The organism is Nocardia fusca NBRC 14340 (assembly GCF_001618425.1).
GTDB classification, from domain to species: Bacteria; Actinomycetota; Actinomycetes; order Mycobacteriales; family Mycobacteriaceae; genus Nocardia; species Nocardia fusca.
This window is the reverse complement of record NZ_BDCU01000022.1, coordinates 163,563-177,702: the sequence shown is the minus strand read 5'-3', so window position 1 is coordinate 177,702 and position 14,140 is coordinate 163,563. Positions and strand designations below refer to the sequence as shown.

Annotated in this window: 17 protein-coding genes; 13 read left to right on the top strand and 4 right to left on the bottom strand. The window is 65.4% G+C overall.

What is annotated here, in order from left to right; genetic code table 11:
- Positions 1–47: 47 nt before the first annotated feature.
- Both NF4_RS13620 and NF4_RS13615 read right to left on the bottom strand, forming a co-directional pair.
- Positions 48–338 carry a hypothetical protein gene (locus NF4_RS13620; protein WP_063127717.1) on the bottom strand — a complete coding sequence of 97 codons (291 nt, stop codon included), beginning with the start codon at positions 336–338 and terminating at the stop codon, positions 48–50.
- A 111-nt stretch (positions 339–449) separates the two neighbouring features.
- The gene (locus NF4_RS13615) at positions 450–1,589 is read right to left on the bottom strand and encodes a C40 family peptidase (protein WP_063127716.1); all 1,140 of its coding nucleotides are present in this window, start codon (positions 1,587–1,589) and stop codon (positions 450–452) included.
- Positions 1,590–1,962: 373 nt separating this feature from the next.
- Here NF4_RS13615 and NF4_RS13610 point away from each other — a divergent pair, with 373 nt between their 5' ends.
- Together NF4_RS13610 and NF4_RS13605 are read left to right on the top strand one after the other, a co-directional pair.
- Positions 1,963–2,271, top strand: a complete 309-nt coding sequence (locus NF4_RS13610; RefSeq protein WP_063127715.1) for a hypothetical protein — start codon at positions 1,963–1,965, stop codon at positions 2,269–2,271.
- 174 nt (positions 2,272–2,445) lie between these two features.
- Entirely contained in the window at positions 2,446–3,270 is an 825-nt protein-coding gene (locus NF4_RS13605) for a cyclase family protein (protein ID WP_063127714.1), read from the top strand.
- 7 nt (positions 3,271–3,277) lie between these two features.
- On the opposite strand, the gene NF4_RS13600 is transcribed toward NF4_RS13605, so the two are convergent.
- Positions 3,278–4,828 carry an FAD-binding oxidoreductase gene (locus tag NF4_RS13600; RefSeq protein ID WP_232330452.1) on the bottom strand — a complete coding sequence of 517 codons (1,551 nt, stop codon included), beginning with the start codon at positions 4,826–4,828 and terminating at the stop codon, positions 3,278–3,280.
- 273 nt (positions 4,829–5,101) lie between these two features.
- Between NF4_RS13600 and NF4_RS13595 the strand changes: the two genes are divergently transcribed.
- Genes NF4_RS13595 through NF4_RS13585 form a run of 3 tightly spaced genes read left to right on the top strand, consistent with a single transcriptional unit; the run spans position 5,102 to position 7,025 of the window.
- On the top strand, positions 5,102–5,422 hold the full coding sequence (locus NF4_RS13595; RefSeq protein ID WP_396941607.1) for a GntR family transcriptional regulator: 321 nt from the start codon (positions 5,102–5,104) through the stop codon (positions 5,420–5,422).
- Positions 5,419–6,336 carry an ABC transporter ATP-binding protein gene (locus NF4_RS13590; RefSeq protein WP_063127712.1) on the top strand — a complete coding sequence of 306 codons (918 nt, stop codon included), beginning with the start codon at positions 5,419–5,421 and terminating at the stop codon, positions 6,334–6,336. Before NF4_RS13595 ends, NF4_RS13590 begins: the two co-directional genes overlap by 4 nt.
- Positions 6,333–7,025 carry a hypothetical protein gene (locus NF4_RS13585; protein WP_063127711.1) on the top strand — a complete coding sequence of 231 codons (693 nt, stop codon included), beginning with the start codon at positions 6,333–6,335 and terminating at the stop codon, positions 7,023–7,025. Before NF4_RS13590 ends, NF4_RS13585 begins: the two co-directional genes overlap by 4 nt.
- Positions 7,026–7,185: 160 nt before the next feature.
- Here NF4_RS13585 and NF4_RS13580 read toward each other — a convergent pair whose 3' ends face one another.
- The gene (locus NF4_RS13580; RefSeq protein ID WP_063127710.1) at positions 7,186–7,728 is read right to left on the bottom strand and encodes a TetR/AcrR family transcriptional regulator; all 543 of its coding nucleotides are present in this window, start codon (positions 7,726–7,728) and stop codon (positions 7,186–7,188) included.
- A 116-nt stretch (positions 7,729–7,844) separates the two neighbouring features.
- Here NF4_RS13580 and NF4_RS13575 point away from each other — a divergent pair, with 116 nt between their 5' ends.
- From NF4_RS13575 to NF4_RS13540, 8 genes are all read left to right on the top strand, one after another.
- Positions 7,845–8,522: a class I SAM-dependent methyltransferase gene (locus tag NF4_RS13575; protein ID WP_063127808.1), complete on the top strand. Its 678-nt coding sequence runs from the start codon at positions 7,845–7,847 to the stop codon at positions 8,520–8,522.
- Between the two features lie 420 nt (positions 8,523–8,942).
- Positions 8,943–9,278 (top strand): hypothetical protein, encoded by a 336-nt coding sequence (locus NF4_RS13570; RefSeq protein WP_063127709.1) that lies wholly within the window; start codon positions 8,943–8,945, stop codon positions 9,276–9,278.
- Between the two features lie 52 nt (positions 9,279–9,330).
- Positions 9,331–9,660 (top strand): hypothetical protein, encoded by a 330-nt coding sequence (locus NF4_RS13565; RefSeq protein ID WP_232330451.1) that lies wholly within the window; start codon positions 9,331–9,333, stop codon positions 9,658–9,660.
- A 99-nt stretch (positions 9,661–9,759) separates the two neighbouring features.
- Positions 9,760–10,068 (top strand): hypothetical protein, encoded by a 309-nt coding sequence (locus NF4_RS13560; protein WP_063127707.1) that lies wholly within the window; start codon positions 9,760–9,762, stop codon positions 10,066–10,068.
- Between the two features lie 108 nt (positions 10,069–10,176).
- Positions 10,177–12,486 (top strand): hypothetical protein, encoded by a 2,310-nt coding sequence (locus tag NF4_RS13555; RefSeq protein ID WP_063127706.1) that lies wholly within the window; start codon positions 10,177–10,179, stop codon positions 12,484–12,486.
- Between the two features lie 106 nt (positions 12,487–12,592).
- Complete coding sequence (locus NF4_RS13550) at positions 12,593–13,186, top strand: DUF4178 domain-containing protein (protein ID WP_232330450.1); 594 nt, start codon at positions 12,593–12,595, stop codon at positions 13,184–13,186.
- A 52-nt stretch (positions 13,187–13,238) separates the two neighbouring features.
- A complete protein-coding gene (locus NF4_RS13545) occupies positions 13,239–13,667 on the top strand; it encodes a DUF4247 domain-containing protein (RefSeq protein WP_063814575.1) in 429 nt (142 codons plus the stop codon).
- 40 nt (positions 13,668–13,707) lie between these two features.
- Positions 13,708–14,133, top strand: a complete 426-nt coding sequence (locus NF4_RS13540) for a DUF350 domain-containing protein (protein WP_030523977.1) — start codon at positions 13,708–13,710, stop codon at positions 14,131–14,133.
- The last annotated feature ends 7 nt before the right edge of the window (positions 14,134–14,140 follow it).

The window sequence follows — 14,140 nt, the reverse complement described above, 5'->3', positions numbered from 1 at the left end:
GGCCTCGGTGTCGAAGTTGGCGTGCTCTCGCGACAGTCCCGCCGCGCTCAGGACTCCGGCGGCAGGATCGGTGGGCTGAACACCTCTTCCAGCGGGATGGGACCGGTATAGCGGCGGCAATTGCAGCCGACCCATTCGCGCATGCCGTGCATACCTCTGCGGGAGAGTTCGGCGTGGCATTTCCCGGTCTCGCGGTCGTGCAGCGCCAGGTCGTGTCCGCAGCCGCAGCGTGCCGTGAGTTTCGGTGTCGAGCCGGCCCGCCGCCGTGATCCGAATCGGCCGCCTAGCCAGCCGATCGCGACGAGGCCGGCGCCGACCGCAAGGCTCAGTGGATCCATAAAAGAAGTATACGTATACGCATAGGTTGCGGGACAGGGCTTTCGGCTCGACCGTGACGTCTGCTCGGCTCGCTGCCGCCCTGTGAAGACACGGTGACAGCGGTCCTCGACCTACACCCGCACCTCTGATCCTGCCGGTGATTTTGTGGGCGGCGGTGCGATGATTCCGACAATATTGCCTGCGCTGATGGGACGCTCTTTTCGCAGCACCCCGTCCGGACCGCTTCCGTTCCCGGTGTTGCCTTCGATGGTGTGGATGACTCCGCCGCTGACAGATTCTACGATCCCGATATGGTCAGGGGTGCCGTCGCTCTTCCAGTCGAACACGATCAGATCCCCCGGCTGGGCCTGGTTGATGCTCTGCCTGTTCCAACCCTCGCCGACGGCGTCGTTCCAGATAGCGGGCACGTAGTTCTTGTTGGTCCAGTCCACGTTGTATCCCGCCTGGTCCCACACCCAGCTGGTGAATGAGGCGCACCACGCGTCGTTGATGTTGTACGGCGCATTCACCCGGTTCCCGGAGCCCTCGGTGAGGCCGAGCTGACTTCGCGCCACCTCGAGGGTGCTGCCCGCCGGATCGTTCGGGTTGGTGATCGTATAGCCGACTTTGCCGGGCGAGGGCTGGAAGGCAGTGGCGCTCACGGGAACGACACCGCCGACGTTGGTGCGATAGCTGGCCGGGACAGTCGGCACCGACCCATCGATCTGGCGAGCCTGGGCTTCCATAGCGCTCGCCGCGCCTTCGACTTCCGCGTCCACCTGATCGGCCGCGTTCCAGAGCGCCACCAGCAGATCGAACTCCACGCCGATAGGCAAACGGTAGATACCGTCCTCACCTCTCGTCGGATCCGGCGCGTCCTCGAGCTTCGCCCGCAACCTGTCGACGATCGTGGTGATTTCCTTGTATGTCGCATTGGAGGTGTCGAACGCCTCCACAGCGGAGTTCTTGATGTCGTTGTTCTTCCGGTCCAGCTCCGTGGTCAGACGCGTCACATCCCGCTCTCTGGCGGTGTACTTATCGATCATGTCGGACTTGTTCGTCGGGTTGTCCAAGTCCTCGTCACCCGGCAGCCCTTTGCTGTCGACCCATTCGCTGAAATCCGGTGCGCTGCCCGGATCTCCCGAAGCCAACAGCAATATCGACCGGTTGATGTACTCCTCGACTGCGCCGATGAGGGGGTGCAGGCGTTCGGCACCCCAGGGACGGGGCAGGGGGTCGATCTCGAGCTTTTCGACAGTGGTCGGACTCATCGGACACTTCTCTCTGCGCCGGCCGTACAGCCACGACAACGAATACGGGGTGTGAACCGGCTCCGGGCAACCCTGCCCGGCTCGGAGCCGCACCTCAGTGCGTTATAGCACGATTTACGGACATTCCCGGCACCGAGAAAGACCCTCGCGCACCCACTCACCGCCCCGTCCACGCTGCCGAATTCGAACGGCCGGGGGCGCACCCCGGACGGTGTCGTATCGAGTCGACGGCGGTGACAGCCGGAGCACCCTGTCGTCCCGGGTCGGTCCGGTAGTACGGATCGACTCCGGCCCGCGCGTCCGCGCCGTAGTCTTCCGGATACCGCGGCACCGGTCACGGTGCACATCGGGACGAGGAATCGGAGAGGTACATATGGTGATTCGGGAACGATCGGGTGCAGCCGCGGTCGATACCACGCCGGTCTACGGCGAACCGTTCGAGACAGCGGACGGTGCCATCGTCATCACCGTCTCGCGCCGTGGAAGCTTTCCCGGTTCGGCGATACGACCCGCGGGAATCTTCGTCATTCGCGACAGTGCCGCCACCTGGGTTCCCGCGGTGGACGTCAACCGGATCGCGCTGCTGGGTGAATGGATCGGGTTGCTCGCCGCCGTGATCGCCGCTCTCGCCGTGCTGCGGCGACCGCCGTGGCCGGACCTCTCCTACCGGCGCACCAACTGAATCGGCGCCGCCGAATTACGCCACCGGATCGCCGGGGGCGTCGTGACGAGCTCGGGGGTATCGGGCTGCCCGTGGCCGGTGCGGACCGCGAGCGCAGAACCCGTCGTGTGGATTTCGCGTTCGCGCGTGGCATACGGCCGTATCGGGCCCCGGCTCGAATAAGCTCCCCGCGAAATGTGCACACCACAGATAATCCGAGACCTGCGCGCGGCCGCCGAGGACCTGCCCCGTCCGGGTCGGCGTGCGTTTCTCCGTGCCGCCGGCGCGGCGGCAGCCCTGGGTGTGGCCGTGCCCGCGGTACCCGCGCGCGCCGCCGACGGCGGAGTCGTGGACCTGACCCATGCGCTCAGCGCACGAACTCCGAGGTGGCCGGGAGTACCACCGTTCTCCATGGTTCCGGTCGCCTGGGAAGCGGTAGGTGGATTCGATCAGAACCTGCTGGCCTACTGGGAGCACACGGGCACGCATGTCGACGCGCCGACGCACCGGCGCGGCACGCAGTCCACCGAGATGCTCGCCGCCCGTGACCTGGTCGCGCCGCTGGTGGTAATCGATATCAGTGCCCGGGCCGGCACCGATGTGGACACCGCGGTGACCGTGGACGATATCGGCGCCTGGGAGTCGCGGCACGGCCGGATTCCGGAGCGGGCGTTCGTGGCGATGTACTCCGGATGGGAACGACGGCTGGAGGTTCCCGGCGCCTTCGTCAACCTCGACAGCGAGGGAACACCGCACGCACCGGGATTCGCGCCGGAGACCGCCGAGTTCCTGGTGCGCGAGCGGGCGATCGTGGGGGCGGGTGTGGACACCCTGAGCCTCGACCGGGCCGCCGACCCGGATTTCGGCGCCCACACCGCTTTCCTCGACTCCGGTCGTTACGGCGTAGAACTGCTCGCCAACCTGGCCGCGGTGCCACCGGCGGGCGCCACCGTGGTCGTCGGCGCACCCAAGCACGTGGGCGGCACCGGCGGACCGTGCCGTGTACTCGCGCTGACCTGATCCGGCTTCAGGGCAGCGCGACCGAGAGTCGGTGCCGGAAGACGTCGCCAGGGTCCCACTGTGCCTTCACCCGTTGTAGCCGCGGATAGTTCTCGCCGTAGTAGAAGGCGTGCCACGGGATACCGGACCGGTTGAACTGTGGATCCGCCAGATCGGGGTCCGGATAGTTGATATAGCTGCCGCCGTTGTGCTCGTCGGGTACCGGCACGCCGCCGGTACCCGCATACAGCTCGCGGTACAGCTGCCGGGCCACCCCGATATGCCGGTCGTCGTCGACGGGCAGCCGCCAGGCGGCATGGATGAGCATCTTCATGAACGAATCGCGGACCGGCATCGCGGTGGCATCGGGCGCGACGGCGTTGACGGCCCCACCGAACGGCAGGAACTCCAGCGACGATTCGCCGACGAACGCCGGGGAGACGATATGCCGGTAGCAGGTCCGCAACTGATCGGCGGTGTAGGGCCGGCGCAGGTATGCCGCCTTGGTCTTGACCCGCGGTGGGTCCGCGGTGCCGGCGTAGTAGACGTGGGCGACGGTATCGGCGTAGGATCGTTCGACCACCGGGGCGACGATCGCACCGGGTGTCACACCGGCGCAGATGGTCGCGACGAACTCGTCCACCAGGTCCCGGGCATCGGGTCCGTCGGCGGCCTGGATGATCAACATCTCGCCCAGTCCGGTCAGGGTGGGCCGGAAGCTGATCGGCGCGTAGAGCCCGTCGAACCGGTTTCCGGGTTCGCGGTGGTGCGCATAGAAGTCGAGGTAGTTGCTCATGAACCGGACGAAGGAGTCCTCGGTGGTCACGGGCAGAGTGAGCGTGGTGCTCAGCATCGAACGCGGCGGCCGGGGCAGTGCGGCGGCCGGGTCGGAACCGTCGGACCCGGGAGAACGCAGCAGGTAGCGGGTGACGATCCCGAAATTGCCGCCGCCTCCGCCGGTATGGGCCCACCACAGGTCTCGGTGTGGCCCGTTCCTGGTCGCTGTGACCAGGCCGGCGCTCCCGTCGCGCGCCACGGTCGCCACTTCCACCCCGTACAGATGATCCGCCACCACACCGTGCTTGCGCGACAGCGGGCCGTAACCCCCACCGCTGATATGTCCGCCGACCCCGACGGCCCGGCAGATCCCGCCCGGCACGGTGACGTCCCATCGCGCGAGTTCCGTGTACAGCGTTTCCAGTGTGAGACCGGTACCCACCGAGAAGGCGCGATGTTCGTCGTCCCAGTCGACACGGTCCAACCGCCGCAGGTCGATCAGTGACTTCGTCTCCGCGCTGTCCACGAAATCTTCGAAGCAATGGCCGCCGGAACGGGCGGCGATACGCAGGCCGTCCCGGACCGAGTTCGCGACGGCCTGCCGGACCTCCTGCGCGGTGGCCGGTAGATGGATCTGCCGAGGCCGGGCGACGTAGCGCCGGTTGTAGCCGCGCATGGTCAGTGTGCGGTACTCGCGTTGTCCGGGTAGGACAGCAGGTGTGGCGTGGGCGGCTGCGCCACCGGTACCCACGGCGGCGGCAGCGAGAGCGGCGGTGGTGAAGAACTTCCGGCGTGACAGCAATTCTCGACCCCCTGGCAGTCGATCCGATGGATTCGCGTGATCACCGTAACGCCACCAGGGGTTTTCGGTGTGGATTGCCGCTGCTGTCGTCGTCGCGGCACGGCTGCCGGTGGGGTTGCGTGCGCGCTCGAGCCGGCCGACGGCCGACTTCCGTCTTGCGCGGCACCCAGCCCAGGCTCTATGGTTCATTACATGAGTAATGAACCACTCAACCAGGGAAGGTGAGGACCCGTGCTCGCGGACGGTAAGCCGCTCTTCCTGCAGATCGCGGAGATGGTCGAGAACTCGATCATCGACGGGTCGCTTCCCGAGGAGGCGCAGGCGCCGTCGTCGAACGAGCTCGCGGCCTTCCATCGGATCAACCCCGCGACAGCGGCCAAAGGCCTGAACCAGCTGGTGTCGGACGGGATTCTGTACAAGAAACGAGGGATCGGCATGTTCGTCACCGCCGGTGCGCGCGGTGCGTTGCGACTGCGGCGCAAGGAGCGATTCGCCCAGCAGTACATCGACCCGCTCATCGCCGAAGCCGACAAGCTCGGTATGGGCATCGACGAACTCAAGACCCTGCTCGACCAACGGGAGGGGACCCGATGAACACCACCTTCATCGATCCGGCACTCGACAACGCGGTACTCGCCCGGGTCCGCGGGGTGACCATGCGCTTCGGTTCGGTCACCGCGCTCGACGATGTGACCTTCGATCTGCGCGAGAACACCGTCTACGGTCTGCTCGGCCGCAACGGCGCCGGGAAGACGACGCTCATGCAGGTGCTCACCGGCCAGATGTTCCAGACATCCGGGGAGGTCCGGATCAACGGCGCGGTGCCACACGAGAACACCGAGGTGCTGCGGTCGGTGTCGTTCATCAAGGAAAGCCAGGCCTATCCGGCCGATTACAAGGTCAAGCACGTGCTGAACGCGGCCCGGCACCTGCTCCCGAACTGGGACGAGGACTTCGCCCGCGAGCTCGTGCGCGATTTCGATCTGCCCACCGACCGCAAAGTGAAGAAGCTCTCCCGCGGGATGACCTCCGCGCTCGGGGTGATCGTCGGTCTCGCCTCCCGCGCCCCGCTGACCTTCTTCGACGAACCGTACCTGGGCCTGGACGCGGTGGCCCGGCAACTCTTCTACGACCGGCTGCTCGCCGACTACACCGAATATCCGCGCACGATCGTGCTCTCCACCCATCTGATCGACGAGGTCGCCGACCTGCTCGAACACGTACTGCTCATCGACCGCGGCCGGCTCGTCGCCGACGCGTCCGCCGACGAGATACGCGACGGCGCTCTCACGGTCTCCGGGCCGACCCCCGATATCGATCGTTTCGTCGCGGGCAGGCCGGAATTGCGCCGCGAATCCCTGGGCACCCAGAGCCGGGTGCTGCTGCGCACCACCGACAACGCCACCGACACCCGGCACGCGAAAACCCTGGGACTGCTGGTGGAACCGGTCTCGTTGCAGCAATTCATCGTCGAAACCACACCCCTGCACGGCAAGGAAATCTCATGATCGCCCGCGCTCTCGCTGTGTCCCGGATCCACACGGTGGCCTGGCCGCTGCTGATCGCCTGGCCGCTGGCGATCCTCGTCGCCGCCTTCGTGATCCCATGGGTGATCTTCGCCCTCCTCGACCCGACCGAGTCGAACACAACCGGCAGCGTCTACTCGATCCTCGGTGTGACCATGGCCTTCTACATGGGCGCGATGACCCAGACCTTCCCCTTCGCCCTCGGCCTCGGCGTCACCCGCCGCGACTTCTTCAACGCCACCGCCCTGGTCGGTGCCGTGCAGGTGCTCGGAACCGCCCTGCTGCTGTGGGTGCTGGCCATTGTCGAGGACCACACCGGCGGGTGGGGTGTGCGGATGGAGATGTTCGGCCTGCCGGGCCATTTCACCGACAATCGGCTGATCCAGTTGGCCACCTACGCGGCGTTCCTGGGGTTGGTCGCCTGTGTCAGTCTCTTCCTCGGCGCGGTCTACCAGCGCTGGCGGGTCACCGGCCTCTACACGGCCGGTACGGTCTTCCTGCTCGTCGGCGGGCTCGCCGCCATCCTGGTGACGTGGCAGCGGTGGTGGCCCGCGGTGGGTTCCTGGTTCGTCGACGCGCCCCGGCTGGTGCCGATGGTGGTGCTGCCGGCCGTGCTCGCCCTGGCCGCGCTGATCGGTGCCCGGGTCACGATCAGCCGCGCGACGGCCTGACCGAGGCCGAGACGAGGTAGGCGCGGTCGGCTCGGGATCGTGAAGAAGCCGACCGGGCCCTGCCCGGGTGATCCCATCGGCCCGGAACGGGTCTCTACCGCCACTGCGGCCGGGGCCCGTTTTCTTTTGTCGACCCGATTTCACGAGGCCCGACCTGATTTCACGAAGGCGGGTCCGGCGGCCGGTTCAGGTAGTGCGATTCGAAATGCCGCCACGCCGCATCGGGTGCGACGGGAGCCGCGGGATCGGTGACCGCGGTGAGCAGCCCGACGAGGGCCCACGACAGGGTCGTCACGCCGAGATCGTCGAGTTCCGCACCGGACCGCTCGGCGAAATGTTCACGCAGGATCGTGGCGACACTGTGCCGATAACCGCGCAGCGCGGTGCTGGACGCCTTGGGGCCGATCAGCGGCTGGTACACCTGCGGGTATCCGGCGGCGAGCGCCAGCATCACCCGGACCGGCGCCCATCCGCCCCGATCGGGTGAGCGGGCGATCTCCGCACGAAGATGCTCGGCGCAGCTCACCACCAGCAGATCGTCCTTGTCGCGGTAGTGGGCGTAGAAGGTGGACCGCCCGACATCGGCCCGCGCGATCACGTCGCTGACGGTGACGCGGTCGTAGGGCCGTTCCATCATCAGTTCGATGAGCGCCCGGTGCAGGGCGTTACGGGTCCGGCGGACCCGGCGGTCCGGTTCCTCCACGGCCTCTCCTCTCTGCCCGGCGCGGATCGGACAGTATTCGCGGATCTGTGCGGAAACGGACGGATCCGCCGGTACTGATCCTGGTCGACACCGGGGCGACCGCAGACGATGAAACCATGACTTCTTCCACTACATCAGCCCGTACACCCATGTTCGTCGACGACCCAGGGACCGGCCTGGTCATCGCGGGTATGCGCCGCTACAACCTGTTCACCGCGGTGTGGTTTCTCGGCCGGCACCGCCGACTGCTCGCCGAACTGGTCCGGATGAGCGGGGTAGGCCCGGGAGACGATGCCGTCGATATCGGATGCGGGCCGGGCAAACTCGTCCGCGCCCTCGGCGCCCGGGTCGGGGCGCGGGGCAGCGTAGCGGGTATCGACCCGTCCGCCGCGGCCGTCGCCTACAACCAGCGTCACGACGACCGTCCGAATCACCGCTATATCCAGGCCCCGGCGCAGGATCTACCGCTGCCGGACGCTTCCGTCGATGTGGTGACGTGCACCTTCGTAATGCACCACATTCCCGAGGAGCACCGCGCAGCAGCGATCTCCGAGATGTGGCGGGTTCTGCGGCCGGGGGGTCGGTTGCTACTCGCCGACGCCCACCCGACCCGGTGGATGCGCTTCTTGTTCAGCCGATCCGCACGTCGGCACGGTGGCGGTGACCCCTTCGACGCGGTCGATATCCGCCGCTACACCTCGTTGTTGCGCGCGGCGGGATTCGTCGAGGTCGAGTACGCCACCAGCAGTCATATGACCGGCATGGTCACAGCGTCGAAACCGGGACAGACGTAAATGCATCTACCGGTCGAGCGCTTGCCGGCCGTGATGTGGCAACGTCGGCGGCACGATCACATCGGTCGTGTCGGCCGGCGTTGGAGCCGCAACTTGTCGGGCGAACGCCGGCGTCGCACCTGTCCAGAGCCCTGGCCGCGCGCTGGTGACGAGGTCTGATGTTTCGGCTCGGCAGGCGGCCTGCGCTCGTGCGATCTGTCCAGAGCGCCCGGGAAGCTTCCCAGCAGTGATAACTGCTCATCGATGTGGAAGATTTGGATGGCCCCAGTAGGCGGGAGGAGGAGCATTGTCGCAGTTGTTGCCGTCTGGTTTGCCGAGCGCTGACGCCGCGCCTGCTTCCGGAGGAGTAGTGACGATGGCGTCGGCAAGTTCGACTTCGCCTGTCGGGCGGCGAGTCCAGCGATCGCCCGGTGATTCGGAGTGAGGAACCCGGAGACCGTCCAGGTACTCGCGCAAGGGCGCGCGCTCGCGCACGCCCTTGCCGATATGCTGGAGCGGGTGCACCGAATCCGCGCTCGTCGGCCCTCTCCGAGTGGCCGGGTGATCCCGGAAGTCGACGGGACGCTCCGGCTGACGGATATGTACATCGCGCCCGGCACGATTGCGCACTCGACGGACAGCCGGGAACTGGCCGCCGACATCATGGCCGCCATCAGAGAAAGTACGCTCGACGCCGCGCGCCAGCACAAGATGGTCATCGCGGAAACCGTCCTGCCTGATATGCCCGAGGCGCCATGGGTACCCCGTCGCACCTAGGCGATGGTCGGCCGTCCGGTTCGGCCACCGTGTCAAGCCGGGGGTGAGTTCCGTGGATGCATACGGCTCCTCGACGGCCCCGTCGCCCCGGGAGCGAATCTTCGAGGTTTTCAATCCGGACTATTCGGTCGGAGTAGCGTGCGATGCGGCAGGCGTCATCGTCGGACTGCACCTGAGTGATGAGATCGTTGAGCAGTCGGATGCCTGGCTTGCAGCTGAAATCGTCCGGTTGGCTCGCCTCGCACGGATGAAGTCCGAGGTCGGGCGACGTCGAGTGCTGCTCGACAATGGAATGCTGCCGCACGCGGCGGATGCACGCGGGCTGCCGAGTGAAGCGGACTACCGTCGAGCGGAGGCGGCCGAGTTCAGTGATCAGCACTGATTCGGCCTCGTCACCAGGGCTCTTCGTCGTATCACCCTCCCCGGTTGTGGGAATGTAAGACAATTGGCCTGCGAGTGTGACAAGAAAGGATCCAGCGGGATGGTGGCGAACTTCGACCAGACTCCGGATGATATCCGCTCCCGTGCGGACGGAAAGCATCGGATTGTTCCCGGCGTCCTCGATCATGCCGAGGCGGATCCCGACTACGCGGATCGACTGCGCTCGGGCGCGGGCTTCGGTGCCGATGCCGCTGTGCACGCCGTGCGCGCACGGCGTGAGGCTCGTCGGCTGGGCCTGACAGCGTTCGCCGACCGGGTCCAGGGTGCGGGCGATATCGGCTATCGCGGGGCCGCACATTTCGAGCACACCGATACCGATGGCGGCGCCGGGATTCCCCGGGAAACCTGAGCATATTGCTCAGGTGGCTTTCACCGATCGCGATGTCCGTGTAACCGGGCTTCGGCGAGCGGTTGACGGTGGTATCAACGGCGCAATCGTCGATCTTTAGGGGGTCGGATGACCGATTACTACGTATACACAAAAGATGGCGAACGTAAGACGCCGGATTCGCAGCCCACATCGGGATATTACTACGCGCAGGACAAAGTCGGTGGTGAGGTCAAGCTCTATCAGGTCGACCCTTGGACTCAGCAGCCCGTCCTGATCGATACCTTCAAGGCCGGCGAATCGAAGTTTCTGGTCACGTCAGACGGTGAGGCGTACGAGAAAAAGACAGTAAAGACGGAGTCTCAGGATGCGGATAATGACGGAAACACCGCAAACGTAAATGTCAATATCTACGGCGCCGATAAGGACAAGAGGAGAAAAGATGATGATCCTCGTTCGATAACCGATACTTACGGCGCAGATTACAAACCGCCGGATTCCAAGGGCATATATTTTCAGGACAAAGACGACAAAGATAAAGACGGTAACAAGACCGAGTACCTGTTCGCCGACTACAAAGATTTCCCACTGAGAATCGAGACGCCCTCCGCTGAACTCGGTGTAGGACCTTCGTCGAAATTGGTGGACGCCATCAACCTCGCCAACATCCAGTTGAGGTGGTTGAGTCGGCAAATGGGAACCGGCGATATAAACAAACCGGAAAAACTTCTGGAGACCGACGGTAAGAAAAACAACAACCTGAACGACAACCTCGACGCGGCATTCATTCAAAAGTATATCGGTGGTGAGGGTCAGACGGCCGATGGCGAGCGGGAAGCCAATTTCCTGATGGGTGAGATGCTGGGAGATTGGGAGAAGATCGACAAGGAGTTCGGGGATACCGTCCTGACCATCGATCGCCACAACCATGAAGCGTACAAAGAGGTGTTCGACAAGGTTCAGGACATAAACGCGGCCATGGCCCTCAGTCTTACGGGTAAGTACACGTTCAAAGAAGACGAGAAGACTCTGAAAGGAACCTATTCCGGCGCGCTCACCCCGGCGGAAGAAGTTGTAAATGAAAAATTGAAGAAGGAGGACAAGGATAAGGACCTGGCAGATATCGGTATTCAGGATCATATCGAGGAGTTGGAACTCTACGAGATAATACGCCGTGGTGTGGTCGATTGCACCGACCGGGTGAATCAGTATGTCAAGGATATGGAGGAGCTCGCCAAGGATAATAAGGAAGCGAAGAAATATATTGATGACGGCGAATGGCACGCAGGCAACGATCCGAAGTCGGAAAAGCCCGGTGCGAACACTCCTGCCAACACGCCCGCGAACACTCCTGCCAACACGCCCGCGAACACTCCTGCCAACACGCCCGCGAACACTCCGGTCAACACCCCGGTGAACACTCCGGTCAATACTCCGGTCAATACTCCGGTGAACACCCCCGCCAATACGCCTGCGAATACTCCGGTCAACGCGGATGATGCGCTGAAGGATCTGGACAAGCAGTACGACCAGATCTTGGGTGACTCGACCAAGAAGCCGACGGATGGTTCCGATACCACCGGTACCGACGGGGAGCAGTCCCCGTCCGGTGTGACCGGGCAACCCGTCGCCGGTGGCCAGAACACCGGTGGCGCCACCCAGGCTCAGCCCGCTGTCCAGTCCTCGCCGACCAGCGGTGCTCCGGATATGAGCAGCCTCGCGATGATCCCGCTGCTTTCCCAACTGGCGAACGGCGGGAACCCGGCGGGTGCGGACGGTAAGGACAAAGACGACAAGGACAAGGACAAGGACAAGGGCAAGGACGATCCCCGCGGTCAGGGTCGCGAGGTTCCCGCTCCCGGCCAGCCGTCGCCGGGTGTTGTTCCTGGAGCGACCGATCAGGGCCCCGGCGCGCAGCCGGCCGTCACCGCGCCCACCGATACCGGTGCTCCGCCGGTGGTGACCACGCCCGGCGCGATGGTCGACTACAAGATGCCCGACGGTAAGACCACCATCCAGGTGCCGCAGGCGGTTTCCGACGCGCTGACACGGCAGCAGGGAAACCCGGCGCTCAACGCGTTCACCGCCTACGAGGGCACGCAGGCCTCGCAGGACATGGGCGGTACCTGGGAAGCCGTGCAGGGAGATTTGAAGACGGGTGACGTGATCAGGTGGGAGAACCACAGTGCCGTCGTGATCAACGACGGGACGGGTCCGCAGTACTGGAAGGACGGAGTTCTCACCCGGCTGGACCAGAACGGCGATCTCGACAACCTGGGCCACGGCAAATTCGTGCAGTTCCTCCGCCCACAGGGCCTGGGGGAGGCCGACGTGCAGGCTCCCGGCGCACCGACGGAGTTGCCGGAACCGAAGGTCACCCTCGAGACGCCGCAGGCACCACCTTCGGTCCAGGCACCGCAAGAGCCCAAGCAGGCGTGATCCGACCGGCCGAGCGCGTCATTCGCGCTCGGCCGACCGCAACGCCGCGGTGGCGGGTGTTAGTCTCCGCTGAGACCGTCAGAGGGAGGCCACCATCAACGCGCTGTTGCTCGTCCTGCTCGTCGTCGCGCTTGTCGTGGCGGGGGTCGCGTTGTTCCTGTTGGTACGGAAGAAGAACGAGCCGGCCGTCCCGGCCGGCCCCGTGGATCCGTTCGCCGACAAGGATTCCGATGCGTTGCGTGGTGATCCGCGGGCGCTGAAGGCGGGGGATATCGTCGACATCTTCGGCGAGACCTACACCGTCCGTGGCTCGCTACGCCTGAAAGAGGGCGGCTACCAGTGGAGTGAGCATCTGCTGGATACCGCGAGGGGTACCCGCAAATGGTTGTCGGTGGAGGAGGACCCGGATCTCGAGCTGGTGCTGTGGACCGAGACACCGGGAGTCCCGGCGGCGGGCGGGGAAGAGATCGAGTACGACGGGAAGACGTTCCGGCTCGACGAGTCGGGGCGCGCCCAGTACGTCGGCGAGGCGACCACCGGCCTCACCCCCTCGGGCACTGTCGCCTATCACGACTACGCCGCCGCGGACGGCACCAGGCTCTCGTTCGAGGATTTCGGCGAATCGGGCAAGAAGGAAGCCGCGATCGGTCAGGTGCTGTACCGGAGTGCCATTATGATCTACCCGCAGTCGTCGAACTGAGCGATAGCTGCGGCACCGGAGGGACTGTGCGCCGGACGGGGGAAGGTTTGCTGTGAGTCGTAAGTCCTGGGTGGTCGCGGTGCTCTGCGCTGTTCTCGCCGTTGTGCTGTCCGGATGCGGATCCGATGACGATGACGACGACAACGGGGTCCGGGCCTACATCACCTCGCACTATGCGCGTGCCCCGAAGCTCGACGAAGCGAACAACGGGCTGGCGTACACGGCGGGCAAATCGCCGACGGCGACCGCCGACGAGATCGCCAAGGCCGCGCGACCGCTGGACCGGCGCACTGCGGGCGCCACCACCTACCTGCAGTATCGCAACGATATTGTCGCGATCTCGCCGAATGGGTCCGGCGCGAAGATCCTGCTCGACGACTACCGGACCGGGCACCGCCGCCACCACAGCGCGATCGCCGTCTTCGGCTGGCCCAGCGACAACACCGGCTTCCGTGGCGGCGGCTCCGGCGACGGAAAGTAACCGCCGCCCGCCCGTTCGGATCCATTCCCAGGAGGAAACAATGCTCGAAGACCTGCCCGCGAACGCCGGCGCCGCGGCCGCCTACTCCGGCCTCGGGATCGTCCTGATGGTGCTGGGGTTCGTCCTGGTGGATGTGCTCACCCCCGGCAACCTGCGTCACCAGATCTGGGTGGAGCGCAACCGCAACGCCGCGCTGCTGGTCGCCGCGAACATGCTGGGTGTGGGCATTATCGTCGCCACCGCCATCTGGACCTCCGACGGCGCGATCGGGCAGGCGCTGGTCACCAGCGCGGTGTACGGGGTCATCGGGCTGGTGGCGATGGCGCTGGCGTTTCTGCTGCTGGAGTTCACCACGCCCGGCGAGTTCCGGGGCGTGGTGAACGAGCACGAACTGCATCCGGGTGTGTGGGTGAGTGCGGCGGTGCACATCGCGGTGGCCGCGGTGGTCGCGTCCGCGCTGACCTGAGTTGCCA